At 47.9% G+C, this 25,590-nt stretch carries 19 protein-coding genes; 11 read left to right on the top strand and 8 right to left on the bottom strand.

The window, feature by feature from the left end; genetic code table 11:
* Window positions 1-46 precede the first annotated feature (46 nt).
* The 8 genes from BMZ54_RS22560 (at window position 47) to BMZ54_RS22525 (ending at window position 11,841) form a co-directional block, all read left to right on the top strand.
* On the top strand, window positions 47-874 hold the full coding sequence (locus BMZ54_RS22560) for a hypothetical protein (protein WP_089917665.1): 828 nt from the start codon (window positions 47-49) through the stop codon (window positions 872-874).
* Complete coding sequence (locus BMZ54_RS22555) at window positions 871-2,922, top strand: ComEA family DNA-binding protein (RefSeq protein ID WP_089917664.1); 2,052 nt, start codon at window positions 871-873, stop codon at window positions 2,920-2,922. Before BMZ54_RS22560 ends, BMZ54_RS22555 begins: the two co-directional genes overlap by 4 nt.
* Window positions 2,923-3,119: 197 nt before the next feature.
* Entirely contained in the window at window positions 3,120-6,335 is a 3,216-nt protein-coding gene (locus tag BMZ54_RS22550; protein WP_089917662.1) for a SusC/RagA family TonB-linked outer membrane protein, read from the top strand.
* A gap of 14 nt (window positions 6,336-6,349) precedes the next feature.
* Window positions 6,350-7,789, top strand: coding sequence for a SusD/RagB family nutrient-binding outer membrane lipoprotein (locus BMZ54_RS22545; protein WP_089917660.1), 1,440 nt, complete (start codon window positions 6,350-6,352; stop codon window positions 7,787-7,789).
* Window positions 7,790-7,954: 165 nt separating this feature from the next.
* The gene (locus tag BMZ54_RS22540) at window positions 7,955-8,965 is read left to right on the top strand and encodes a M57 family metalloprotease (protein ID WP_089917657.1); all 1,011 of its coding nucleotides are present in this window, start codon (window positions 7,955-7,957) and stop codon (window positions 8,963-8,965) included.
* Between the two features lie 97 nt (window positions 8,966-9,062).
* Entirely contained in the window at window positions 9,063-9,377 is a 315-nt protein-coding gene (locus BMZ54_RS22535; protein ID WP_089917848.1) for a DUF3467 domain-containing protein, read from the top strand.
* Window positions 9,378-9,399: 22 nt separating this feature from the next.
* On the top strand, window positions 9,400-10,476 hold the full coding sequence (locus tag BMZ54_RS22530; RefSeq protein WP_089917655.1) for an Ldh family oxidoreductase: 1,077 nt from the start codon (window positions 9,400-9,402) through the stop codon (window positions 10,474-10,476).
* A 42-nt stretch (window positions 10,477-10,518) separates the two neighbouring features.
* A complete protein-coding gene (locus BMZ54_RS22525; RefSeq protein ID WP_089917653.1) occupies window positions 10,519-11,841 on the top strand; it encodes an aspartate kinase in 1,323 nt (440 codons plus the stop codon).
* Window positions 11,842-11,921: 80 nt separating this feature from the next.
* On the opposite strand, the gene BMZ54_RS22520 is transcribed toward BMZ54_RS22525, so the two are convergent.
* Genes BMZ54_RS22520 through dinB form a run of 4 tightly spaced genes read right to left on the bottom strand, consistent with a single transcriptional unit; the run spans window position 11,922 to window position 17,075 of the window.
* On the bottom strand, window positions 11,922-12,389 hold the full coding sequence (locus tag BMZ54_RS22520) for an RES family NAD+ phosphorylase (RefSeq protein WP_089917650.1): 468 nt from the start codon (window positions 12,387-12,389) through the stop codon (window positions 11,922-11,924).
* Between the two features lie 14 nt (window positions 12,390-12,403).
* A complete protein-coding gene (gene parS, locus BMZ54_RS22515) occupies window positions 12,404-12,862 on the bottom strand; it encodes a type II RES/Xre toxin-antitoxin system antitoxin (protein ID WP_089917648.1) in 459 nt (152 codons plus the stop codon).
* Between the two features lie 16 nt (window positions 12,863-12,878).
* On the bottom strand, window positions 12,879-15,860 hold the full coding sequence (locus BMZ54_RS22510) for a DNA polymerase III subunit alpha (RefSeq protein WP_089917645.1): 2,982 nt from the start codon (window positions 15,858-15,860) through the stop codon (window positions 12,879-12,881).
* Between the two features lie 3 nt (window positions 15,861-15,863).
* Window positions 15,864-17,075: a DNA polymerase IV gene (gene dinB, locus BMZ54_RS22505; protein ID WP_089917643.1), complete on the bottom strand. Its 1,212-nt coding sequence runs from the start codon at window positions 17,073-17,075 to the stop codon at window positions 15,864-15,866.
* A gap of 350 nt (window positions 17,076-17,425) precedes the next feature.
* Here dinB and BMZ54_RS22500 point away from each other — a divergent pair, with 350 nt between their 5' ends.
* Window positions 17,426-18,100: an SdpI family protein gene (locus BMZ54_RS22500; protein WP_089917640.1), complete on the top strand. Its 675-nt coding sequence runs from the start codon at window positions 17,426-17,428 to the stop codon at window positions 18,098-18,100.
* 74 nt (window positions 18,101-18,174) lie between these two features.
* On the opposite strand, the gene BMZ54_RS22495 is transcribed toward BMZ54_RS22500, so the two are convergent.
* On the bottom strand, window positions 18,175-18,630 hold the full coding sequence (locus tag BMZ54_RS22495) for a hypothetical protein (RefSeq protein ID WP_089917638.1): 456 nt from the start codon (window positions 18,628-18,630) through the stop codon (window positions 18,175-18,177).
* A 141-nt stretch (window positions 18,631-18,771) separates the two neighbouring features.
* On the opposite strand from BMZ54_RS22495, the gene BMZ54_RS22490 reads away from it, so the two are divergent.
* Entirely contained in the window at window positions 18,772-19,524 is a 753-nt protein-coding gene (locus BMZ54_RS22490; RefSeq protein ID WP_089917635.1) for an XRE family transcriptional regulator, read from the top strand.
* A 467-nt stretch (window positions 19,525-19,991) separates the two neighbouring features.
* Here the strand turns inward: BMZ54_RS22490 and BMZ54_RS22485 are convergent, their stop codons facing one another.
* The 3 genes from BMZ54_RS22485 to BMZ54_RS22475 form a co-directional block, all read right to left on the bottom strand.
* Window positions 19,992-20,891 carry a histone deacetylase family protein gene (locus BMZ54_RS22485; RefSeq protein ID WP_089917632.1) on the bottom strand — a complete coding sequence of 300 codons (900 nt, stop codon included), beginning with the start codon at window positions 20,889-20,891 and terminating at the stop codon, window positions 19,992-19,994.
* Window positions 20,892-20,904: 13 nt separating this feature from the next.
* Window positions 20,905-21,561 (bottom strand): ligase-associated DNA damage response endonuclease PdeM, encoded by a 657-nt coding sequence (gene pdeM / locus BMZ54_RS22480; RefSeq protein ID WP_202909323.1) that lies wholly within the window; start codon window positions 21,559-21,561, stop codon window positions 20,905-20,907.
* A 183-nt stretch (window positions 21,562-21,744) separates the two neighbouring features.
* Entirely contained in the window at window positions 21,745-24,198 is a 2,454-nt protein-coding gene (locus BMZ54_RS22475; RefSeq protein ID WP_089917630.1) for a ligase-associated DNA damage response DEXH box helicase, read from the bottom strand.
* Window positions 24,199-24,261: 63 nt separating this feature from the next.
* Between BMZ54_RS22475 and BMZ54_RS22470 the strand changes: the two genes are divergently transcribed.
* Window positions 24,262-25,587 carry an NCS2 family permease gene (locus BMZ54_RS22470; RefSeq protein ID WP_089917627.1) on the top strand — a complete coding sequence of 442 codons (1,326 nt, stop codon included), beginning with the start codon at window positions 24,262-24,264 and terminating at the stop codon, window positions 25,585-25,587.
* Window positions 25,588-25,590: the final 3 nt, after the last annotated feature.

Below are 25,590 nucleotides of genomic sequence, written 5' to 3'. Positions count from 1 at the left end.
TAGCATCTCTCCCTCAGAATTATTGTCATCAACCAACCATGTATAAATGAGAAAGCTCATTGTAACCGTTGTTTGCACCTGGGGTATATCCTTATTGAAAGCCCAATCCGTTTGGTTACCCGTAGGTCCGCAGCAGGCGGGCGGTACGTACAGCACACAATTCCAGCATGTATTTACCGCCCTGCATAACCAGGCCGCCCTGGCGCACATTTCCACCGTTTCCGCAGGCGTATATGCTGAGCGCCGTTTTATGTTAGATGCTACCAGCCTGTATGCTATGGCAGTGGCCATTCCCACATCATCCGGCACATTCGGTTTATCTGTTCAGCATTTTGGCTTTGAGGCCTTTAAACAGCAAAAGTTAGGCCTAGCCTATGGCCGTACCTTAGGCAGTAAGGTAAGCATCGGCATTCAGGCCGATTACCTGGCCGCATCCATCCAGCAATATGGCCGCGCCGGCACTGTTACTTTTGAAGCAGGTTGTTTGCTGCACATTACCCCGCAGCTGCATGCCGGTATCCATGCTTTTAATCCCGCTGCACGGCAGCTGTACAAAGCCGGTGCACAGGATATTCCGGTGGTATACAGCGCCGGCCTGGGTTACGAGGTATCCGGCAGTTTATTATTCAGTGCAGAAGTGGTCCGGGAAACAGACCGTCCCATGATCACACGTGTAATGGGTGAGTACCGTATCATCCCCCAATTATCGCTGCAGCTGGGTATTGCCACAGATCCGCAGCTGAGTGGCGGGGGCATTAGCTTCAGCTGGCAATCGCTGCGTATATTCCTTTCCGGTAGTTATCATCCGCAATTAGGTATTACGCCGGCAGCAGCTATTATCTGGCAACAAAAGAAAAAAGAAACACTGCTATGAAAAGCTACCGCATCATTCTGGCAGGCTGCCTGTTATTGGGCGCCTGCGGGCAGGGGTATGCCCAGTCAGCAGAAACCTTATCTGCCGCAGGGGAAGAGCAGCTGGAGAGTAGCACCATTATACCGGAAGATGATACCCGCTGGCAACAGCTCAATGCTTACACCCGGCATAAGATGGATCTGAACCTGGCAGATGCTGCTGCGTTGCGTTCCCTGGGTTTGCTAACCCCTTTGCAGATCAATAGCCTGTTGGCCTACCGCCGTTTATTGGGAAAACTGATAAGTATTTATGAGCTGCAGGCCGTACCCGGTTTTGATGAAGGGCTTATAAACCGTATACTGCCCTATATCACTGTAGATGCTGGCTTGCAGCCATCTTACACCCTGCGCGATTATCTGCATAAAGGAGAGCATGCCTTGCTGCTCCGTTATGGCCGGCAGCTGGAATTACCGCGTGGCTACGCGCATACAGATAGTACGGCTGCACATTACGCCGGCTCGCCGGATCAGCTGTTGCTGCGTTACCGCTATAACTTTCCACGTTATGCCAGCTGGGGCGTGGTAATGCAAAAAGATGCAGGTGAGCAATTCTTCAAAGGCGCACAAAAACAGGGCTTTGATTTTTACAGTGCTCACCTGTTCATCCGCAATTACAAACACATTAAAGCGTTGGCCCTGGGCGATTTTACGGTGAACATGGGCCAGGGGCTCATCAACTGGCAATCGCTGGCATTTGGTAAAAGCCCGGTGGTATTACAGGTAAAGCGGGAAGGGGAGGTGCTGAACCCATACGCCTCCACCGGTGAGTTCTATTTCTTCCGTGGCGCCGGTATTACGCTGCAGCAGCGCGCCTGGCAGCTAACCGCTTTTGTATCCCTCCGCAAGCTGGATGGAAATGTTTTTGAAAGCGATACGCTGGAAGCTGCATCCTACATCAGCTCCTTTGTTACCACCGGCTATCATCGTACTGAGCTGGAAGCCGCTAAGCGGGGCGCTTTGCAACAGCGTTCTGCCGGTGGAAATATAGTATATGATAACGGCAACTTGCGTATAGGCTTGAATGTTATACAGCATAAATTCTCTGCACCGCTGCAAAAGAATGAACAGCCGTATAACCTGTTTGCACCGGAGGGCGACCGGTTCTTTAATGCCAGCATTGATTACAGCGGCACCTGGAAAAATGTGCATGCTTTCGGTGAAACAGCTGTAGATGCAGGCGGCCACCTGGCTACGGTAAATGGTATCCTGGCCGGCATACACCCAAAGGCAGATGTAGCTTTATTATACCGCTCGTACCACCGCGCCTACCAATCATTATACAGCAATGCTTTTGGTAACAACTACCGGCCCGCCAATGAAAGCGGCTGGTACACTGCCATTACCCTGCGTTTAACCCCGCAGCTGAAAATGGAAGCTTATGCGGACCTGTATCGGTTCCCCTGGCTCAAATACCGGTTGAACAGGCCGGGCGCCAATGGCCGGGAGCTGTTAATGAGCCTTACCTATACGCCGGATAAGCAAACAGAAGCATTTATCCGTTACAGCCATAAAACCGGTTGGGAGAACTGTATAGGCAGTAGTAATTATATAGCCCCGGTAGTACTGCTAACCCGGCGTAGCTGGCGCTGCCAGGTAAGCATGCCTTTAGGCGGGCCCTGGAAGCTCCGCAGCCGGGTTGAGCTGAACCACTATACAAAGAACAGTGATAAACAACAGGGCTGGTTATGTTTCCAGGAATTGCAGTACCGCTTTACCACCCTGCCGCTGCGGCTTTCCGGCCGCCTTACCTGGTTCAGTACCAGTGGTAGTGGCAGCACTTTGTACGCCATTGAAAGTAATATGCTGTATAATAATAGTGTAATGCAGCTGAATGGGGATGGCTGGCAGTATAATATTAATATAAGGTGGGGCATTACAAAACGTATAGCCGTTTGGTTACGCTGGAACCAGGTAATGTACCGGAATGCCGCCACTATTGGCAGCGGGTGGGATGAAGTGGCCGGAAAGCAGAAAAGTACCATTCAGTTGCAGGCGCAACAGTTGTTTTAACGCCGGAAAGTTGCTCCAAAATGCTAAAGTGTAAAAAATACACAACATTATTATTTAGGCTTATTTTTTTGATAATGAATGCCAATATGAATTAAAAATTAAAATATCCTTAATCATTTGTTAATTTTTACTTGTCTAGTAGTGTTTTTTTTGTCTAAATTGTGGGCCGTGTCAACCAAAATCTAAATCGTTAATTAATGAAAAAGACGTTACTCTTTTTCACCATGCTTATGGTGATTGTAACGCTGGCATTCGCTCAACAACGCCAGGTTACAGGTAAGGTAACAGGAAGCGATGGCGCTCCTATACCGTTTGCAACAGTACAAATCAAGGGGACTAACACAGGAACTACCACAGATCAAGACGGAAACTTTAAGCTCAATGCCTCTGGCAGTGACGTAGTTTTAGTGATCAGAAGCGTAGGTTACACCTCCCAGGACTTAAAAGTGGGTGCAGGCAGCCAGGCAAATGCCGTGCTGCAAACCAGCAATGAAAGTCTGCAGGAAGTAGTGGTAACAGCTTTGGGTGTTCAGAGAAAAAAGAACGAGCTGCCTTACTCCGCACAAACAGTGGTGGGTGAAGACCTGGTAAAAGCCAGGGAATCTAACATTGCCAACTCCCTGTCCGGTAAAGTATCCGGTTTGGAAGTACGCCGTAATAACAGCTTAGGTGGTTCTACCAACGTAGTATTACGCGGTAACAAATCCTTATCCGGTAATAGCCAGGCGCTGTTCATTGTAGATGGAGTACCTATTGATAACTCCAACACCAACACCGCTGATCAGCAGAGTGGCCGCGCTGGTTATGATTACGGTAACGCCGCTGCAGATATCAACCCGGATGATATTGAATCCGTGAACGTGCTGAAAGGTGCTGCTGCATCTGCATTGTATGGTTCACGCGCCTCCAATGGTGTGATCATGATCACCACCAAAAAAGGCAGAAGAGGTTTGGGCGTAACTATCAATTCCGGTGTAACCATCGGTAAGGTAGATCCCAGCACTTTTGCAAAATATCAGAACAAGTATGGCGCCGGTTATGGTGCTTACTATGCTTCACCCGATGGCTACTTTAACTATCAGGATGTGAATGGCGACGGCGTAGCGGACCTGATTGTTCCCACTACAGAAGATGCTTCCCATGGTGCACCGTTTGATCCGAGCCTGAATGTATATGGCTGGTATTCTTTTGACCCGGGTAACCCCTTCTACGGAAAGGCCCGCCCCTGGGTTGCTGCAGCCAATGATCCTACCAAATTCTTCCAGACCGCTGTTTCTACTGTGAACAGCATTATGATAGATGGCGGTGGCGACCAGGGTTACTTTAAGCTGGGTTATACAAAGAACATTGATAAAGGTCTGTTGCCTAACAGCAGCATTAAGAAAGACCAGATCAACTTCGGCGCTTCTTATAACATCACGCCTAAATTAACAGCCAGCGGATCTATCAATACTACTATATTGTCAGGTCTGGGCCGTTATGGCACCGGTTATGATTCCAAGAACCTGATGACCAACATGCGTCAGTGGTGGGAAACTAACGTGGATGTACTTGAGCAGCGCGATGCTTATTTCCGCAATAAAACGAACGCAACCTGGAACCAGGCCACTGTAGGGGCTACCAACCCTATTTACTGGGATAACCCGTACTGGACCCGTTACGAGAATTACGAGAACGATAGCCGTACCCGTTATTTCGGTAACGTAATGCTGAACTATAAAATAACAGATTGGGTAGATGTTATGGGCCGTGTATCAATGGATACCTATAACGCTCAGCAGGAAGAAAGGATTGCCATCGGTAGTATCGATCCTTCAGAATATTCCAGGTACAACCGTTCTTTCAGTGAGTTTAACTATGATCTGATGCTCAACTTCCACAAGAAACTGAGCAACGATTTTAACCTGGGTGGTATCCTGGGTGGTAACGTAAGAAGAACGCACGTAACATCTATTGATGCTAAAACAAACGGTGGCCTGTTAATTCCCCGCCTGTATGCATTGCTGAACACAGCTAACCCGCTGGAAGCGCCTATTGAATCAGATTCCACTGAAGAAGTAGATGGTATTTTTGCCGCCGCTAACCTGGCTTATAAGGAAATGCTGTTCCTGGATGTAACTGCCAGAAGGGATAAATCCTCCACTTTACCAAAAGAGAACAACACCTACTATTATCCTTCTGTTTCATTAGGGTTCCTGTTCTCTAAGCTGATCCATAACACACCCTGGTTGTCTTATGCCAAAGCAAGGGCCAACTATGCAGAAGTGGGCGCCTCCGCTCCTGGTTTATACACAAGGAATTATTATGACGTACCAACCGGTATAGATGGTGTGCCGCTGGCATCAGTAAATAATACTAAATACAATCCTAACCTGAAGCCGGAACGTACCAAAAGCTGGGAAGCCGGTCTGGAAGCTGCTTTCCTGGAAAGCCGCGTGGGGTTTGATGTAACGTATTATAATACAAAATCTACCAACCAGATCGTAAAAATGCCGGTTTCAAGAGCTACCGGTTATGATTATAAAGTAGTGAACGCCGGTGAGATCCAGAACAAGGGTATAGAAGTATCCGTGTACGGCACGCCGGTTAAAACACCATCTTTCTCCTGGACTATTAATGCTAACTGGTCAAGGAACCGCAACAAGGTAAATTCCTTACCTGAAGGCGTACAGAACCTGCAATTAAACCCTGCCAGCATGCAGGGCGGTATTTCTATCAATGCTGCCTTGGGTCAGCCTTATGGTACCATCCGCGGTTCCAACTTTGTGTATAATGAAAAAGGTGAGAAGCTGGTTGATTCAAAAGGCCATTACGAAATATCCGCTACTTCCAATGAAGTGATCGGTAACGTAAACCCCGACTGGATCGGTGGTATCACCAACACCCTGAAGTACAAAGACCTGTCTTTGAGCTTCCTGGTAGATATGCGTCAGGGTGGTGATGTATTCTCCCTGGATATGTACTATGGCCTGGCTACAGGTATTTACCCTGAAACTGCCGGTACCAATGATTTGGGCAACCCGGTACGTTCTCCCATTGCTAATGGTGGTGGTATAATAGTAAAAGGCGTAACCGCAGATGGTAAACCCAATACAACCCGCGCCAGCGCAACTAACTACGGTATCTATGGCTATCGCTATAACCCGGCTGCTGCTTTCGTATATGATGCCAGCTACATTAAGCTGAGAGAAGTATCGCTTACTTACTCCCTGCCGAGAGGCGTGGTATCCAGGATCCATCCCATCAAAGGTGTAGACTTCTCTCTGATAGGAAGAAACTTGTGGATCATTCATAAAAACCTGCCTTATGCTGATCCTGAAGAAGGTATGAGTTCCGGTAACGTTCAGGGCTACCAGTCAGGTGCCTACCCAACTGCCAGAACATTTGGTTTTAATGCTAAAGTGAGGTTCTAAAAAACTATTTAAACATGAAGAAGCTAACATTATCATACATAACGCTGGCATTTACAATGGTGCTCACTGCATCCTGCACAAAGAATCTTACAGATCTGAACCAGAACTCTAAGAAACCGGCAACTGTAGTGGCGCCCACCCTGTTTGCCAACGCAGAACTCAATATCACGAATGCGATGACCAGCACCAGCGTGAACGTAAACATCTTCCGCCTGCTGGCGCAATACTGGACAGAAACCACCTACCCGGATGAAAGCCAGTATGACCTGAGTACCCGTAATATTCCGCAGGAATTCTGGCACAGGCTGTACCGTGATGTGCTGAATGATCTGAACGAAGCTAAAAAGGTAGTGAATGAAGATGCTACCCTGGATGCTGCGGTGAAAAAGAACCAGCTGGCACAGATCGAGATAGTAACTATCTACACTTACAACGTAATACTGAACACTTTTGGCAATATCCCTTACACTGATGCAATGGATATTGACAACCTTTCTCCCAAGTACGACGATGCAAAAACCGTGTATCTGGATCTGCTGGCAAGGCTGGATGCAGCTAATGCCAACCTGGATCCGGCTGCTGCAAGTTTTGGCAACAGCGATATCCTGTACAAAGGAAATGTAGCAGGCTGGAAGAAAATGGCGAGCTCACTGAAAATGCGTATGTGGATGGTGCTTGCGGACGATGAACCTGCCAAAGCTAAAGCAGGCATTGAGCAGGCTTCTCCTAATGCATTTACATCAGCAGCAGATAACGCTGTTTTCCAGTACTCTACTGTACCACCGAACACTAACCCGCTTTGGGTTGATCTGGTGCAGAGCGGCCGTTTGGACTTCGTAGGCGCCAATACCCTGGTAGATACCATGAACGCACTGAGCGATCCCAGAAGACCTTTCTTCTTTGGCGAAGCAGCAGGCGGTGGTTACAAAGGCGGTATCTATGGTACCAGCAACGATTACAGCGCATTTTCACCGGTAGGTGACCTGCTGCGTAAAAAGGATTTCCCCTCCATTTGGATTGATTATACTGAAGTAGAGTTCCTGCGTGCAGAAGCAATTGAAAGAGGTATGACCGGTGTTGCCGGTACTGCCGCTACGCACTACACCAATGCAGTTACTGCCTCCATTATTTCATGGGGCGGTACCGATGCAGAAGCAGCTACTTACCTGGCGCAGCCTCAAGTTGCTTATGCTACTGCTACCGGCGGTTACAAAGGCAAAATAGGCGTACAGAAATGGCTGGCATTATACAACCGTGGTTTTGAAGCCTGGACAGAATGGAGAAGGCTTGACTTCCCCAAACTGGTTAAACCGGAAGAAGCACAGTCTGAAATTCCCCTGCGCTACCCTTACCCGGTAAGTGAGCAAAACCTGAACCAGACGAATTATGACGCTGCTGCCAAGGCTATTGGCGGAGATGTAGTAACTACCAAATTGTTCTGGGATAAGTTCTAAACAAAAAAGTTTTTAAGTATAGCAGGTAGCCAGGCAGTTGAAAAACTGCCTGGCTTTTTTTATGGCCGTTCATTGCAAATCTCAGGGGATTTTTCTATATTGATAGTACTTGTAACCCATACCTGATAAGTACCCTATTGCCCTCACACTTAAACCAAAAAAAGTATGTTACATTCCTCAAAACCCTTGATCAGTAGCCTGATCGTAGTATTATTGATGTTTAGCATCGCCTGTAAAAAAAGTATTGACACCTCCACCGATGAAAAAGTATCCAGCGAAGTTTTGCAAAAGATCTATGATATGGGCTTTAATATTTCCGGTGTAAAAAAAGTGGCGGAAGGTTATGTAGTGGAAGGCGACATTTTACTAAAACCCGAACAATTAGGTGTAAGCAGTAAATCGCCCTGGATAAGGATGGGCGAAACAGAACAGTACCGGACCAATAACCTGGTATATTCATCTCCAACCTCCCCGCGTAACATTACCGTGTCTATTACCGGCCTGTCATCTGATTATACCACATCGCTGGATAATGCCATTGCGCGGTACAATGCATTAGGCCTGAGCCTTACTTTTCAGCGTGTAAGCGGTAGTGCGGATATAGCTGTTGTAAATGAGTCACTGGGTGGCGCCCTGGGGCGCTCCGGTTTTCCCAGCGGCGGTAATCCCTATAATACGCTGCGGCTGGATCCTGCAGCCATAGGCTCTTTTCCGGATATTAATAATTTAACTACCATCATTGCCCATGAATTGGGCCACTGCATTGGCTTCCGCCATACGGATTATATGAACCGCTCTTACAGCCACTGCCTGGTAGATGCTTCGAATCCGAATGATGAAGGCGCCGGAAGCGACGGCGCTGTTTTAATCTTTGCTACGCCCGCCACTCCAGACCCGGATTCCTGGATGCTGGCATGCACCGGTCCTTTCGATAACCGCCCTTTTACCTTCCGTGATATTGTGGCATTACGTTACTTATATGGTATTCCCTCGCCTTCCTGTGGCGATGAAAGCCAGCGCGTGATCAACGGTGTTTGCCAGGAGGCTGGCCGTTCAATTGTTAGTACGGAGTATGATGACCTGCATAACAGGTGTAACATCGTCTATTATTACATGTGGAGCAATGGTGAGGTATCCAGCCAGCACAATACAAGGGAACCCGGCCAATGCCCATGATCTTTTTACAAAATATACAGGGCATTACCTCCCTGTAAAAAAAGAGGCTTCATTTGAAGCCTCTTTTTTTACTTTTGTACCCTCAAACCTACCAAATATGGATAATCAGCAAGAAGAGCAGACGCAGTTGAATATAGAATTGAGCGAGGAAATAGCAGAGGGTGTGTACGCCAACCTGGCCGTAATAACACATTCCAATGCTGAATTTGTGGTGGATTTTATTAATGTAATGCCTGGTTTACCAAAGGCTAAGGTGAAGTCACGGATCATTTTAACACCCCAGCATGCCAAACGTTTTATGAAAGCGTTGCAGGATAATGTAAAGAAATATGAATCTGTACATGGCGCCATACAGGATCAGGACCCTGTATCCATGCCCATGAATTTTGGTGGTCCCACCGCGCAGGCCTGATCATTAGCACTGATACAAAAGCATGAACCATATTTTTTCCTATCAGCATTTAAGGGAATTTACCCACGAGGTATTTATCCGCATGGGTTGCTCTTTACAGCATGCAGAAACAGCAAGTGAGGTGCTGCTGTCTGCCGACCTCCGGGGCGTAGATTCCCATGGGGTAGCCCGTCTTAGCGGTTATGTACGTTTGTGGGAAGCCGGCCGTATTAATGCCCGGCCGGATGTGCATATTGTACACGAAACACCCAGCACTGCTGTGGTAGATGGGGATAGCGGCCTGGGCCTGGTAGTGGCGCCCTTTGCCATGGAAGTGGCCTTACAAAAAGCCGCCGCAGTAGGCAGCGGCTGGGTGAGTGTAAAAAATTCCAACCATTTTGGGATAGCCGGTTACCATGCCATGATGGCCCTGGAAAGGGATATGATCGGTATGGCCATGACCAATGCCAGTCCGCTGGTAGCGCCCACTTTTGCCAAAGAGCGTATGCTGGGCACCAATCCCATAGCAGTAGCTATTCCGGCCAATGAGCAGCCGGCCTTTGTAGCAGATTTTGCTACCACTACTGCTGCCAACGGCAAGCTGGAAATATTACAGCGTAAGAACCTGGAGGCGCCGGAAGGGTGGATCCAGGATAAGGAAGGCGCCACCAGCACCAACCCGCATGAGCTGCGCAGTGGCGGCGCATTGCTGCCGCTGGGTGGCGACCGTGAGCATGGCAGCCATAAGGGTTATTGTTTGGGCGCAATTGTTGACATATTTTCGGCCGTTCTTTCAGGAGCCAATTACGGCCCCTGGGCGCCGCCGTTCGTAAGCTTTTTACCATTACCACCGGATCCGGTAGGGCAGGGCCTGGGCCATTTCTTTGGCGCCATGCGGGTAGATGCTTTCCGGCCGGCAGATGAATTTAAGGCCAATATGGATAAATGGATCGGCCGTTTCCGGGCAGCGGAGCCGGTACAAGGGCAGCAGGTGCTGATACCCGGCGACCCGGAGCGGGAAATGGAAAAGGAGAGAAGAGTGCAGGGCATTCCGCTGTTAGAGCCTGTGGTAAAGGACCTGGAGGAAGTGGCAGCCCGGTTTAAAATTAAATTTGCTTAGCAACAACAAACACAAATACATCTAAAAGACAACTCTCACAACATGAAAGTTTTAAAATTTGGCGGCACCTCTGTGGGAAAGCCGGAACGTATGCATGCCGTAGCTAAATTGATAACGGCAGACAACGATCCAAAGATTGTGGTGTTATCTGCATTGTCCGGTACTACCAATGCGCTGGTAGAAATAGGGCAGTCACTGGCAGAAGGGAACAAGGCACAGGCTAAACAGCAGATCGATAAGCTGGAAAAGCATTACCGTACCTTTTGTACTGAGCTGCTGAAGGAGGAAGGCTCTCGTGCCAAAGCCAAAGAAATTGTGGATGAGCATTTTGAATTTCTGACCATTATTCTCAAAATATCTTTCAACGAAGCGCTGAACAAGGATATCCTGGCCCAGGGTGAGCTATTGAGCACAAAGCTGTTCAATGTATACCTGGAAGAAGCCGGTATACAGGCCGTACTGGTGCCTGCCCTGGATTTCATGAGCATTGATGAATTTGAGGAGCCTGAGATCCCCAAGATCAAGATCCGCCTGGGTAACCTGATCGATAAGCAAAAGGATCAGCGCATCTTTATTACACAGGGATACATTTGCCGCAATGCAAAAGGCGAGGTAGATAACCTGAAACGTGGTGGCAGCGATTATTCCGCTTCCCTGATCGGGGCGGCAATCCAGGCCAGTGAAGTACAGATCTGGACGGATATTGACGGTATGCACAACAATGATCCGCGCGTAGTAAAGAAAACCTTCCCTATTGAGCAGCTGTCTTTTGATGAAGCTGCGGAGCTGGCCTACTTTGGCGCTAAAATATTGCATCCGGCCTCCATATGGCCCGCGCAGCATTTTAACATCCCGGTAAAGCTGCTGAACACAATGCAGCCGGAAGCCAAGGGCACGATTATTACTGAAATGCCTAATGGAGATGGGGTAAAAGCTATTGCTGCCAAAGACGGTATTATTGCTATTAAGATCAAATCCAGCCGTATGCTGCTGGCTTATGGTTTTTTGAGAAAGCTGTTTGAGATCTTTGAGAAGTACCGTACGCCTATAGATATGATCACTACTTCAGAAGTAGCGGTATCTATTACCATTGATAATACCCAGCATATAGATCAGATCCTGGCAGAGCTGCAGCCCTTTGGTACCGTGGAGCTGGATCACCATCAAACCATTGTATCTATTGTAGGGAATGAAGTAGCGGCTACGCCTTCTATCCTGAAAAAGTTGTTTGAGGCGCTGAATGAGATCCCGCTGCGTATGATCTCCTATGGCGGCAGCCGGCATAACATTTCCATACTGGTAGGTGGCCAGCACAAGGAAAAAACGTTGCAGTTGCTGAATAAAGGATTGTTCAACTTAGAATAGTAGCTATACAAATATTAAATGTGCAAATGAGATCTCTTCGGGATCTTTCATTTGCACATTTGCATTTCGGCATATTTGCATTATCTCTTCGCTTCCTTCAGCCGCTGGTCAAATACAAAGGGCTGCTGGCTGGTTACATACACACCTTCTGCTTCAGGGTGCAGCGGGTTTACCAGGTAGTTGAACTCCTCTGGTATCACTACAGATGGAATTTTCAATATCGGGTATTTACCTTCTTCTAACCACGCATCACCTACCTTTTGCAGCTCCGGGAAAGGGGCAAGGGACTGCCAGCCGGAAGGCAGCTCTTTACGGGTAATGGTTTTAACCGGCATCTTATCCGGTATAAGAATAGTAGCAATACAAAAATCCTGAACAATATTCTTTAATGGTACATGCACCAGTACTTCCAGTGCGGAGAGGGCGCGGCTGCCTGCGGTGTACAATACCGGATGACCTTTGCTGTTCCAGCGTCCACCATACAGGCGGGCGCCAACACCATTCAGATCAGTAATGTACATGCATTTGCTGATACGATAGACTTCCATTCAATAGGGTGTGGTTATGCAAAAATGCCGTGTGCTATTTTGCCAAGTTCATCTTCGATGAGCTGGAAACCAAAGGTAGTATCTAAAAGGGAAATAGGAGGTTGGTAATTGAACGCAGGTAATGGAGTACGCATCCATTCCTTAAAATTTTCCAGGTCGCCAAATACAAAGGTACCGTGCTGGTACAGTTGAGAAAGTAAAATGGCCCTTTCGGAAGTATCTGCAGAAAGTTTTTCGTCATCTGCATAGCGTTGCAATGTTCTTTCAGAAATGTGCAACACGCGCGCCACTTCTGACAATGAAAAGGAAAGCTGCTGACTCAGGTTCATGAGCGCCTTTTTAATGATGCCATCCCTGGACAGCTGTATAAACTCAAAATACCCGCGGCCTGCCCCATAAGGCACGGCGGCTTCCTGCACTACCATTAAGGTTTGTTCCTGTATCTGGTATTCGATATTTTTGTGCGGTTTCATGCTCCAACGTCATTTGTCACAAATTTACGGCTTTTTGTCTGGTTAAAAAATTTTTATCCTCAAAATACCCAATTTTCCGCATATAACTGATTTCCAGCAATATAACATCGTACTCCTTGGTAACCCTGCCTTCCAGGATATAAAAACCGCTCTTCTGCAGGGGATACTGCCGGAAGCTTTCCGGGAAATGCACGGTATCCAGGAAGGCCTGTTCCCGGTCTAAAAAGGTTCCAAAACACATTGGCGCACCCTGGGAGGTATTAATATGTTTGGTAGTTACCAGGTAGCCCAGCGCCCGCACGGTTTCTCCCAGCCTTTCGGTCATTTCCCGCACAGTCACATACGGGCTTTGATCATGTTCCAGCACGCTGAACGGGGAGCACAGCGGAAATCCCAGCAGCGCTATTTCATCAAAAGCATCTTCATGTGCATGGTAAGCCAGCTGTGGCAGCTTGCAATCCGGCGCTGGTTCATAGAACAGGGGTAATACATGATCTGCGTTCGGATCTTTGCTCCTTAGCAGCAGGCTGCTTTTCCATAACAGCTCTTTTTTCGTATAGCCGGTAAAGTTAAAGGCGCCTATCCGTATCAGTATATCCAGCTGTTCCGGCGGGGGCTGCATGCGTTCCGTAAAATCATCCAGGCTGGCATAAGGCCCGTATTGGCTCCGTTCTGCCAGCATGCGGTTTATCCAGGCTTCTTCCAGCCCCTCTACATGAATAAAGCCGGTATATACATCGTCACCTGTAATGCGGGTAGGATAGCTGCTGTTATTAATGCAGGGCGCATGAATAGTAACACCGGTTTTTTGCAGCTCCCGGAAATACAGTTCCCGGTTATAAAAGCCGCCAAAGTTATTGATCACCGCTACCATAAACTCCGCAGGAAAATAAGTTTTCAGGAACAGGCTTTGGTAGCTTTCCACGGCATAGGTGGCGGAATGCGCTTTGGAAAATGAAAAACTGGTAAAGCTGGCTATTTGCCGCCACAGCTCTTTGGTTACTTCTATAGGGCGGTTCATCCGTGCGCTGTTGGAAAAGAACTGCTCCTGCAATTTCAAAAAGGCATCCGGCCCGCGGTACTTACCGGCCATGCTGCGGCGTATAATATCGGCATCTGCCAGGTCCATGTCGGCATAGGCATGTATCAGCTTAATTACATCTTCCTGGTACACCATAATACCAAAAGTTTCCGACAGCACCTCTTCGATAACAGGGTGCAGGTAAGTGACCTTATCCTTATTCCTGAAATTCTCCACGTACTGCCGCATCATGCCGGATTGCGCTACACCCGGGCGTATGATAGAGCTGGCTGCCACCAGCGTTAAATAATCATCACATTCCAGCTTTTTCAACAGTTGCCGCATGCCCGGAGATTCTATGTAAAAGCAGCCAATGGTATTCACGGTTCGCAGCTGCTTTTTCACATTTTCATCTGCAGTAAAATCTTTAATGGCGTGTATATCTATCTCTACGCCTTTATTGGCTTTAATAATATCCAGCGAATCGCGTATATGGCCCAGCCCGCGCTGGCTTAGTATATCAAACTTATACAGGCCAATGGCTTCTGCCTGCAGCATGTCCATTTGAGCAGTACAAAATCCTTTGGGCGGCAAATGGGTGGCGCAGTATTGATGGATAGGCGCATCGCTGATAAGAATGCCGCCGGCATGTATGCTCAGGTGGTTGGGAAAAGCTTTGCCGTCTTTGGTCATAAGGCTGCAGAAGCCCAGTATCTTTTGCTGTATGCTGTCTTCATCCAGCTTAAGCTCAAAAGGGGTATCCAGTATACGGTCTATTTCCTTTTTAGGCAGGCCGTATACTTTACCCAGCTCGCGGATAATGGCATTTTCCTGGAAGGTAGCTACAGTACCTAACAACGCCGTGTATTCGCCACCGTGTGTTTTAAATACATGCTTGATCACCTCATCGCGGTCGCGCCAGGAAAAATCAATATCGAAATCCGGGGGCGAGCTGCGGTATGGATTTAAGAAACGTTCAAAGTACAGGTTCAGCGCAATAGGGTCTACATCTGTGATGCGCAGGCAATAGGCAATAATGGAATTGGCGCCGCTGCCCCGGCCTACATAGAAAAATCCCTGGCTTTGTGCATAGCTGATAATATCATGAGTGATCAGGAAGTAAGCATTAAAATTCTGATCTTCTATGATCTTCAGCTCTTTTTCAATACGGTATTTTGCCTCTGCATTATCAGCGCCATACCGGTCAAGCATGCCTTCATAAGCTAGCTCCCGCAGCTTATCCCGGTCTGCTGCTGCGCTGCCGTACAAATATTTTTTATTACGCTGCACTTTAAAATCAAAGTGCAGCTCGCAGGCTTCCATGATCTGCAGCGTGTTCTGTACTATGTGCGGGTATCGTTCATAGTGCTCCAGCAGGTCGGCGGGTAATAACCAGCATTCATCGGGTAAGGCGGTGGTAGCAGGGGGCAGCTGGCTGATGAGGATGTTCTGATCTACTGCCCGCAGCACACAGTGCAGCTCATAATGTGCTGCATCCTGGAAAGTAACGGGGTGTAAGATCACCAGCTTGTGCTTATACTTTAGCGTATCTACCCTGAATAGTTTATTCACTTCACGGGGGCGTATGCCTATCAGCTCGTGTGCGGTCAGCTGATCCGGCGCACAAGCGCCCCAGGCATATATAACAAAGGTGCCGGGCAAAACCGGTGCCCGGTCCGGGAAAGGCGTTTCGTTTTGCAGGTGCTCAGATAAAAAACGGTTAATATGGAACCAGCCCTCCATATTGCGGGCCAGCAGAATGTATTTGAACGTATGTGCATTCCTGCATTCCAGGCCAATAATGGGTTTTATATCTTTTGCATGGCACTCTTTTACAAAGGTCCATACATCGGCGGTCATATTAACGTTGGTAAGGGCCAGGCTGGTAATGCCCATGTTACGGGCGGTGGTTACCAGGTCTTTAGTGGTAATGGTGCCATAGCGCAGGCTGAAATAGGTTTTACAGTTCAGGTACATGGCTCAGCGTTTTTGATAGGGCATTATGTGCCGCAGGTGATTATCCTTTCTTTTACCGGGTGCTGCTACGTTGGTGCCTTTCATTAAATATTGCCATCCGAAACGGTTTTTGATATGATCGATGGCCTGGTATAGGGCAATCATTTCCTGCGTATCATCAAATAAGCTGATCTGGTAATTGCCCTGTACCAGGTGGCTAAAACGTATGCCTATCAGGCGTACCAGCAGGCGGCGGTCGTACAGGCGCTGGAACAGCTCTTTTACTTTTTCCAGCAAAATATGATCGCTGCAGGTGTAGGGGATGGTCATTTGTTTGGTAACGGTTTCAAAATCAGAATAGCGGATCTTAATAGTTACGCAGCCGGTGAGCTTATCCTGCTGGCGCAGCTCAAAGGCTATTTTCTCTGTCATGCGCACCAGCTCTGCGTGCAGGAATTGCATGTCAATGGTATCGGCCCGGAAGGTATTTTCAGTAGAAATAGATTTTTGTTCATGATAAGGGATCACCGGCGATTCATCAATACCATTGGCTTTATTCCAGAGGGCAATACCGTTTTTGCCCAGCCAGGCTTCCAGCAGGGGAATGGGTATTTCACTCAGGGTTCTTACATTCTCCACGCCGCGCCGGTGCAGCTGGGCAGCGGTTTCCTTACCTACCATGGGCAGCTTTTCTACCGGCATAGGCGCCAGGAAGGCCTTTTCCCCGCCAAAAAGCACCTGCATTTTTCCGTTGGGTTTGACCTCATTAGTGGCTACCTTGGATACCATTTTGTTGGAGGCCATGCCCAGGGAAATAGGCAGTCCGGATTCCTTCATGATCTTTTCACGCAGCTCAATGGTCCATTGCAGGGAGCCAAAGTATTTATCCATGCCGGTAAGGTCCAGGTAAAACTCATCGATGGAGGATTTTTCATACAGGGGTGCATTGTTGGCAATGATCTCTGTTACTTCTTTTGATTTTTCACTGTAAGCTTCCATATCGCCGCTTAATACAATGGCGTGGGGGCAAAGCTTTAAAGCTGTTTTCATCGGCATGGCGGAGTGTATGCCAAATCGCCGTGCTTCATAGCTGCAGGCGGCTACCACGCCCCGGTCGCCATGCCCGCCTACTAATAACGGTTTGCCTTTTAGTGTACTATTCTTCTGCACCTCTACAGATACAAAAAAACAATCCAGGTCAAAATGCGCTATAGATCTTTGCTGTAAGGAGATCATTTCTATGTGCTTAATGCGGAACGCTGAATGCTTAACGCTTAATACCTATCGTTCAAATAAATGCCTGATGCATGCAAAATGCTTAAGGCCTAAAGCCTAACGCTAAACGCCTTAATTCCTATCCTTTCAAAAATACCTGGTACAAATGCCGGATGCTTAACATAATGCCCTGTACAAAACATAAGCAGCGTTCAGCACTCAGCATATATTCAAATGTACTAATATTTTTAGTAAAACTAACTTAATTAGCAATTCATTAACTAAACATATTTGGCCTGATTGGTGTAATATTTATAGTGAGGAGATAAGGATGAGGAAGCTGATCGGTAAACACTTAAATACGTTCTACCATGCAAAAGACGGCTGTTCCTAAAGAGCTCTTGATACTATTGTTGTTGTTATTACCTATGGTTTACCTGGGCATTATCTGGAATACCTTACCTACGGTGATCCCCAGCAATTTTGATGTAAATGGCGTGCCCCAGCGCGTGGGCAGCAAAACCGATTTCCTTTTATTGATGATCTTTTTATTCCTGACCAATCTGCTTTTATACTTTTTATTCCGTTACCTGCCTGATACGGATGAAGCAGGAGCGCTGCCGCAGCAGGTTGCACATGATCAGCATTCCTATTACCAGATCCGTTTCATGATCCATATTTACTTGGCTGTTTTTACCGGTATCATCATATTTATGGTAAGCCGGGGCCTGCCGTTTGTTATGGAACGCTGGACCTTTATAGGGGTAGGGCTGTTGATCGCCTTACTGGGCCTTTACCTGAAGAAGCTGCAGCCCAACTATTTTGTGGGGGTAAGAACGCCCTGGACCTTAAAAAGTAGCGAGGTATGGAAAAAAACGCATACTATGACCGGCAACTTATGGTTATATACAGGTATCGTGATCGTTATAGCCGGTTTTTTCCTGGCGGTAGTTACCGGGGTTTTCATCCTCATTTTTGTGGGCGCTATACTGGCCGCCCTCCCTTACATTTATTCTTTCCGCTTATATAATGAAGATCAGGGCTAAAATAAAAATATGCAAATGAATAAACGCTTTGCCGCGTAAACTCATTTGCACATCTGCATACGCTCATTTATACACTAAAACCATCCTCTGCCCAGCGCTGCCCGGAAAGGCCATGGGATCAGGGCCAGTATCAGCAGTAACGCAATACCAAAGAATATCAATGCAAATTTATGTTTCTGTGCATCGGTGCCGGCTTTCTTTATTTTGGAGCGGCCAATGTGTACCAGTACCAGCGCTATAAAGGCCATAAAGGTATGTTCTACCGCAAAGAAGCGTAATACGCCATCTTTCATAGCAGCGCCAAAATCTGCCCGGGCTGTTTGCATCAGCGGGCTGGTTACAAAGTACATGATCAACCCTACCAGGAACTGGATATCCAGGCTAATAGAAAAGAACAGGCTGGCTTTATTGTCAGCGGCAGTATAAGGTTTACCATTAACGCCCTGCAGCGCACGGATAAAGGCCCAGATGCCGGTTAACAGGATGATCCATCTGAGTAAGGAGTGAATGATCAGCAGCGTGCTATTCATAATGTTGTTGTTTTTTTGAGTTGGTATTTTTTCCAGGGGCAAAAATAAGTGAAGCCTTGGGAATAATATCCGGAAATATATTTGGTAATTATAAAAATTAATTGCTAAATTTGTTAGTAATGTACTAAATAATTTAGGGGTATGTCCATAGCGTGTCAAAATCTGAAATTCCTGCGTAAGCAAAAGGGATGGACCCAACAGGAATTTGCTGATAAATTAGGAATTAAACGTTCCTTGTTAGGAGCGTATGAAGAAGAGCGGGCCGAACCACGCACAGAAGTGCTGGAGCTCGTAAGTGATATGTTCCGGGTATCTATTGATGACCTGTTGCGGCGGGATATTGGTTCCCAGAAGGAGAACTTCCTGGAAAAGCGCCGGCAGCAGAAGCTCGGAAATAGCCGTCAGCAGGTTGAGTTTGTACCGGTAAAAGCGGCCGCAGGTTACCTGGCAGGGTATAATGATGACGAGTTCATTGAAGAACTGAACACCTTTACGCTGCCTATGCTGGGCGCCGGTAACTACCGCGCTTTTGAAATAGCCGGTGATTCCATGCTGCCTACACCATCCGGCTCCGTGATTGTGTGCCATAAGGTAGATGGCTGGGATGATATTAAGAACAATGAAACTTATGTGGTGGTTACCAACCGGGAAGGGATCGTGTATAAACGTTTGCTGAAGAGTAACCGTTCAAAAGGCAAGATCACCCTGGTGTCTGACAACCCGCAGTTTGAACCTTATTCTGTAGGTTATGAAGATGTGCTGGAGCTTTGGCAGTCCGATGCCGTGATCAGCAAAACCGGTCAGCAAAGCCGGCTAAGCGTAAATCACCTGGCAGATATGGTGAGCCATTTACAGGATCAGGTAAGCCTGCTGAAGAAGAAGATCAAAGATTAATATTGCTTGATAATGTCAGTAAAGTAATTAGTGATTGTAAGTCTTAGCGGTCTGTATCAATGCTGATATAATACAGCTGTTGGCCTTATAGAATGCGGCCATACGTGATTATGTTGGTCTGATAGCATGCGGCCATGAGTGCTTTCATGCGATGAAACACCATGAAATAAGATTACAGATGAAATAGGAATATATACGATGCTGATTAATATAAGTCCCATTTTGTTACCCCGTTATTCTAAAACCGAGATCCATCATGCCGTCCGTTGTCTAGCGGAGCGGCATCTTTTTTTATGATCCTTTGTTTGAGGGGGCTATATATCATGCGCAAAATGGGATGGGATCCCGTGAAGCTGTAAGGGTTCGCTGATATTATAAAAGGCTTCGGAGAAAAGCACATTCAGTCAACGAGTAGGCAGCGCAGAAGATAAAGAGTAGGCAACGCAGAAGATGGTGATCGCTGATGATCAGTCATAGATCTCCGCTGCAGCCCTGAAGGTATTGCAGTGTGCATTTACAATATCCTTTATGTTGGTGGAGTAACCGCCGCCCATGGCCACTGCGCAGGGAATGCCATGCTGTTGCAGGAACGAAAAAACTAGCTCATCCCGCTGGCGGCAGCCTTGCGGTGTTACTTTCAGTCTCCCGAATTTATCGGTTTCCAGTATATCTACTCCGGAAAGATAAAATACCAGGTCTGGCTGCACGCGGTTAATGAGTATTGGCAATGCGTTTTCCAGCAATTGTAAATAAGTGCTGGTATCTGTACCGTCCTGCAAGGGAATATCCCAATCAGAAACTTCTTTGTGAAAAGGATAATTGCCGGCGCCGTGCATACTGAAGGTGAATACCTGTTCCTTACCTGCAAACAGTGCAGCGGAGCCGTTTCCCTGGTGTACATCCAGGTCAATGATAAGCGCTTGTTTTACTTTTTTTTGCTGTAGCAGATAGTTAGCAGCAATGGCAAAATCATTCAGCAGGCAAAAACCTTCGCCACGGTCTGCAAACGCATGATGGGTACCGCCCGCTATATTGAGTGCAACGCCGTGCTGTAAAGCATGCAGCGCACAATCAATAGTACCCTGGCAAATAGTGATTTCCCGCTGGGTAAGTGCGGGCGATTGTGTGAAACCAATGCGGCGTTGTTCCCTGTCGCTCAGGGTTTGATCTTTGAGCTTATGCCAGTAGGCAGCATCGTGGGTAAGCAGAATGGTAGCTTCATCCAGCGGAGCAGGGGAGGAAATATGCGCAGGTGTGATCACGCCTTCCCTTAGCAATTGTAAAGGAATAAGCTCATACTTGTCCATAGGAAAGCGGTGGCCTTCCGGCAAAGGATGTACATAAATGTGATCATACGCTATAAGCATGCGGTTCCGGCTATTATGCTACCGTTATTTTAAATATGCTGTTATTGGCTATGGCAAACACTACTTCATCCGTTTCCGGCGCCAGCATGGCCAGCCCAGTAAAACGCCCGAAAGCAGGGAGTATACCACAGCTTTTCCCAAAATAAAAACAAGGCAGGCGTAAACGCTGCCGCCCGCCACCGGCAATGGCTACACCGGGGTGCAGGTGACCGGAAAAAGTATAGGGTCCATGCGCATCTTCCGATTCACAGGGTTCGTGTATGAAATGAATGTTCTGCAAAGTGAGGGTATCATGTACGGTTATATGCAGGCTGGCATACAGGTCGGCTGCCAGTATATCATGGTTGCCTTTTACCAGTTCAAACCGGATGTGTGGGAATTGTTGCCGCCACAGGCGAAAGTACTGTACATCGTTATTTTCACTGCTATGGAACAGATCGCCCACTACGATGATCTTTTCCGGGTGATAGTGAGTAATGAGCTGCTGCAAACGGTACAGGTCTTCCTGTATAAGCCCCGCTGGTACGGCAATACCGGCCTTGCGGAAATGCGCCGATTTACCCAGGTGCAGATCAGAAAGGATCAGCGCCTTTTCTTCCAGCCAGTACAGGGCTTTTCCGGCTGATAAATGCCATGTTTGTTGTTGAAAATTAAATACCACTTCTTCCACAACGCGAAGATAATTACGAATTGTCAATTACGAATTACGAATTGAGCAGATCATAAGGTGGACTAGCGCATTAAAATGCACTAACTGATTGGCAATTCATAGTCCCTAAACATATTCTGCTGAAATATGCAGAGCTTTTAATTACGCTCTACCAATTCGTAATTGACAATTCGTAATTCACCATTATGCATGTTTCAGCATTTTCTTTATCCGGTCTTCCAGCTTTTCACTCGTCAGCTGTTCCCGCAGGCTATCTACCTTAATGGGGAAGCAGAAGGGCGTTAACCGCGCTGGTTCTGTAATTACAATATGGCTGTTATAAATGCGTTCCATCGCTTCGCGCAGGCGGGCTTCTTCCATCTGGTAAAAGAATGCTTCGTTAAAAGCCTGCCGCAGCAGCAGGTTATGCGCATCATAATCTTTGAACACATTGAACAGTAAAGAAGACGAAGACTGTAAATGCCGGCTGGTCTTATGTTTACCGGGATAACCCTGGAATACCAGCCCGGCTATTACTGCAATATCGCGGAACTTGCGGCGGGCCATTTCCGTTGAGTTTACGCTGGCCGGCAGGTCAAGGCTCAGGTTCTCGGGGGAGAACAGCTCATGCACATTACCTTCATCCAGCGGTAAAGGCTGATCGCTCAGCAGCTCAAAGCCATAATCCGTCATGGCGATGGAAAAGGTAATGGGTTGCAGGCGGCTGATGCGGTAGGCCAGCAAAGCAGCCATTACTTCATGCACCAGGCGGCCTTCAAAAGGGTATACAAAAAGATGGTACCCATCTTCTGTTTGTATCTTTTCTATCAGCAGCTGGTTGCTGGAAGGGATGTGGGATAACTGCTCCTGCAGATCAAACAGGGGCTGCAGTATTTGCAGCTCCGGTTCCCGGGAGGTGCCGGAGAGCGCTTCGTTAAAAGTGCGGCGTAATATTTCCCCCAGGTTGGCGGAAAGGGGCATGCGGCCACCGCCCCAGCTGGGCACAATAGCCCGTTTGGCTTTAGACTTGCGCACCAGTACCGTCATATCCTTGATCATTACAAATTCCAGGATATAACCGCTGATGCTGAAAGTATCGCCTGGTGTAAGACGGGCAATAAACCATTCTTCTATCATGCCAATATAACCGCCGCTCATAAACTTTACTTTCAGCATGGCATCGCTCACAATTACGCCTATATGCAGCCGGTGGCGCATGGCTATCATGCGGCTGCGGCAAATGTACAGGTCACCTTCACGTTCCAGCTTGCGGAACTCATCGTAGCTCTGTAAAGCCTCGCCGCCGGTGGTGAGGAAGGAAAGGATCCATTGCCAGTCTTCTGTTGTAATGTGGCTGTAACAAAAAGTACCAGTTACCTCTTCCCAGATCTCATCTGCATAAAAACCATCAGAGACGCCTAAGGTCATCAGGTATTGCAGCAGTACATCGTAAGCCAGTATCACGGGCATACGGCTTTCTACCAGTTCCTCTGCAATGGCGGCTTTCAGGGCAGCGGCTTCTACCAGCTCTAACGAGTGGGTGGGCAGAAAAAATATCTTGCTCACGGCGCCCGGCTGGTGACCGCTACGGCCGGCCCTTTGCAGGAAACGGGCCACGCCTTTGGGGCTGCCCACCTGGATCACAGTATCTACCGGGCGAAAGTCCACACCCAGGTCCAGGCTGGCCGTGCATACCACGGCTTTCAGCACACCGCTGTGCAGCGATTCTTCTACCCAGGTGCGCAGCTCCATATCAATAGAGCCATGGTGTAATGCAATGGCGCCGGCCAGGTCCGGGCATTGGCGTAATATTTCCTGGTACCATATTTCAGATTGGGAGCGGGTATTGGTAAATATCAGCGTAGTGCGGCTTTCCAGGATAATGGGTAGTGCTTTGGGTAGCATGCGTATGCCCAGGTGCCCGGCCCATGGATATTTCTCAATTTCATCCGGCAGCACGCTTTCCAGGGCAATTTCTTTTTTAAGCCGTGCGCGGATGATCACCGCATCCGGATCAGGGCGGCCTAGCAATACATCCATAGCCTCCTGCAAATTACCAATGGTAGCTGAAATGCCCCATATCTTCAGGGGTGGCTTGCCGGCCTTACGCACAATGCCTTTCAGGCGGCTCAGGCCCAGCTCTACCATCACGCCGCGTTTGCTGCCCAGCAGCTCATGCCATTCATCAGCCACCACGGTATGCAGGGTGGAAAATAAACCGGCATATTCTTTTTGCGCCATCAGCACATGAATACTTTCCGGTGTAATGATCAGGATCTCCGGCATCTGCTTTTTCTGCTTTGCCCGTGTAGCCGTAGGCGTATCGCCGTTACGGATGCCTACCTGCCAGGGCATGTTCAGCTCCTGCAGCACTTCTTCCATTGCCCGCCCTATGTCTTTGGCCAGCGCCCGCAAAGGCGTTATCCATAACATTTGCACACCGTTCTTTGTTTTTTGCTGGTAGGTTTTGGGGTGATGGTCAATCCAGTCTATTACCACGCCCAGGAACAGGGCAAAGGTTTTACCGTAACCGGTAGGGGCGTTCACTAATCCTGATTTGCCCTGCTGGTAAGCTTTCCAGGCTTCTTCCTGGAATGTAAAGGGCTTTAGTTCTTTGGCAGCCAGCCAGTCGTTGATCACTTTCCATCCTGCAGTCATATTTATGAAATTAGGATAAATAGGTGAGAAAAGTAAAGCGTTACTTTTCCCTATTTTTACTGCATGTTGTCTAAGTTTTTTCAGCTTGCTGCACACCAGACCACGGTAAAAAAGGAGATCCTGGCCGGGCTTACCACTTTCTCCACCATGGCCTATATACTGGCAGTGAATCCCGGCATCTTATCCGGTACCGGTATGGATTTCCAGGCGTTGATCACTGCTACGGCATTGTCGGCCGCCATTGGCACCCTGGTAATGGCCCTGTACGCCAAACTGCCTATAGGTGTAGCGCCCGGTATGGGCCTGAATGCCTTTTTTGCCTATACCATTGTGGCCGGCATGGGCTACAGCTGGCAGTTTGCGCTAACTGCCGTTTTCCTGGAAGGGCTTATTTTTATTGCACTTTCACTGTTCCGCATACGCGAAGCTATTATTAACAGCATACCGGAAAACCTGAAACATGCTATCTCCGTAGGTATTGGGTTGCTGATCGCTTTAATAGGTATAGCCAATGCAGGCATTATTGAAACCGGCATGCATCATACGGGCAACGGGCGTTTGGAAGGCGTAGTGCTGAAAATAGGCGACATTACCAGCGCAGGGCCATTCATTGCTTTAGCAGGATTGATCGTAAGCGCGGTGCTGATGTACCGTAAAGTAAATGCTGCTTTACTGATAGGTATACTGGCGGCTACCGTGTTGGGCATTCCATTTGGCTTAACACATTTTCCCGCAAACGGCCAGCTGGTAAGCCTGCCGCCATCCCTGGCGCCTATTGCTTTTAAGCTTGAGTTTAACCGCATTTTTACCATGGACATGGTAGTGATCTTATTCACACTGCTCATGGTGAACCTGTTTGATACAGTAGGCACCTTAATAGGTTTGTGCAATAAAGCCGGTTTGCTGGATGAGCAGGGCCGCCTGCCCCGCGCTAAACAGGCCTTGCTGGCAGATGCGGTGGGCACCACTGCTGCAGGTTTATTAGGTACCAGTGTAGTAACTGCTTACGTGGAAAGTGCCAGTGGTATTGCAGCAGGCGGGCGTACCGGTTTAACGGCGCTTACGGTAGCCATCATGTTCCTGCTGGCTTTATTTTTTGCACCCATATTTGCCATGATACCGCAAGCCGCTACTGCACCGGCTTTGATCATTGTAGGCATGTTAATGATGAGCGCTGTAACTAAAATAGATTTTAATGATGTAACAGAAGCCATTCCGGCTTTCCTGGCTATTGTAATGATGCCTTACAGCTATAGCATTGCAGAAGGGATTGTATTCGGAATGCTGTCTTATGTACTGCTGAAAATATTAACCGGGCAGTATAAAGCCATTAGCCCGGTTATGTATGTGCTGGCATTGTTGTTTATTGTGGCAATGTTCATTAAATAATGT

The sequence above is a fragment of the Chitinophaga rupis genome (genome assembly GCF_900109685.1).
Classification (GTDB): Bacteria; Bacteroidota; Bacteroidia; order Chitinophagales; family Chitinophagaceae; genus Chitinophaga; species Chitinophaga rupis.
This window is presented reverse-complemented; position numbering and strand designations above follow the sequence as displayed.

What these genes read in the sequence shown, in the direction of transcription:
- BMZ54_RS22560 (WP_089917665.1), top strand. Translation starts at nt 47, where the DNA reads ATGAGAAAGCTCATTGTAACCGTTGTTTGCACCTGGGGTATATCCTTA.
- BMZ54_RS22555 (WP_089917664.1), top strand. Translation starts at nt 871, where the DNA reads ATGAAAAGCTACCGCATCATTCTGGCAGGCTGCCTGTTATTGGGCGCC.
- BMZ54_RS22550 (WP_089917662.1), top strand. Translation starts at nt 3,120, where the DNA reads ATGAAAAAGACGTTACTCTTTTTCACCATGCTTATGGTGATTGTAACG.
- BMZ54_RS22545 (WP_089917660.1), top strand. Translation starts at nt 6,350, where the DNA reads ATGAAGAAGCTAACATTATCATACATAACGCTGGCATTTACAATGGTG.
- BMZ54_RS22540 (WP_089917657.1), top strand. Translation starts at nt 7,955, where the DNA reads ATGTTACATTCCTCAAAACCCTTGATCAGTAGCCTGATCGTAGTATTA.
- BMZ54_RS22535 (WP_089917848.1), top strand. Translation starts at nt 9,063, where the DNA reads ATGGATAATCAGCAAGAAGAGCAGACGCAGTTGAATATAGAATTGAGC.
- BMZ54_RS22530 (WP_089917655.1), top strand. Translation starts at nt 9,400, where the DNA reads ATGAACCATATTTTTTCCTATCAGCATTTAAGGGAATTTACCCACGAG.
- BMZ54_RS22525 (WP_089917653.1), top strand. Translation starts at nt 10,519, where the DNA reads ATGAAAGTTTTAAAATTTGGCGGCACCTCTGTGGGAAAGCCGGAACGT.
- BMZ54_RS22520 (WP_089917650.1), bottom strand. Translation starts at nt 12,389, where the DNA reads ATGGAAGTCTATCGTATCAGCAAATGCATGTACATTACTGATCTGAAT.
- parS (WP_089917648.1), bottom strand. Translation starts at nt 12,862, where the DNA reads ATGAAACCGCACAAAAATATCGAATACCAGATACAGGAACAAACCTTA.
- BMZ54_RS22510 (WP_089917645.1), bottom strand. Translation starts at nt 15,860, where the DNA reads ATGTACCTGAACTGTAAAACCTATTTCAGCCTGCGCTATGGCACCATT.
- dinB (WP_089917643.1), bottom strand. Translation starts at nt 17,075, where the DNA reads ATGATCTCCTTACAGCAAAGATCTATAGCGCATTTTGACCTGGATTGT.
- BMZ54_RS22500 (WP_089917640.1), top strand. Translation starts at nt 17,426, where the DNA reads ATGCAAAAGACGGCTGTTCCTAAAGAGCTCTTGATACTATTGTTGTTG.
- BMZ54_RS22495 (WP_089917638.1), bottom strand. Translation starts at nt 18,630, where the DNA reads ATGAATAGCACGCTGCTGATCATTCACTCCTTACTCAGATGGATCATC.
- BMZ54_RS22490 (WP_089917635.1), top strand. Translation starts at nt 18,772, where the DNA reads ATGTCCATAGCGTGTCAAAATCTGAAATTCCTGCGTAAGCAAAAGGGA.
- BMZ54_RS22485 (WP_089917632.1), bottom strand. Translation starts at nt 20,891, where the DNA reads ATGCTTATAGCGTATGATCACATTTATGTACATCCTTTGCCGGAAGGC.
- BMZ54_RS22475 (WP_089917630.1), bottom strand. Translation starts at nt 24,198, where the DNA reads ATGACTGCAGGATGGAAAGTGATCAACGACTGGCTGGCTGCCAAAGAA.
- BMZ54_RS22470 (WP_089917627.1), top strand. Translation starts at nt 24,262, where the DNA reads ATGTTGTCTAAGTTTTTTCAGCTTGCTGCACACCAGACCACGGTAAAA.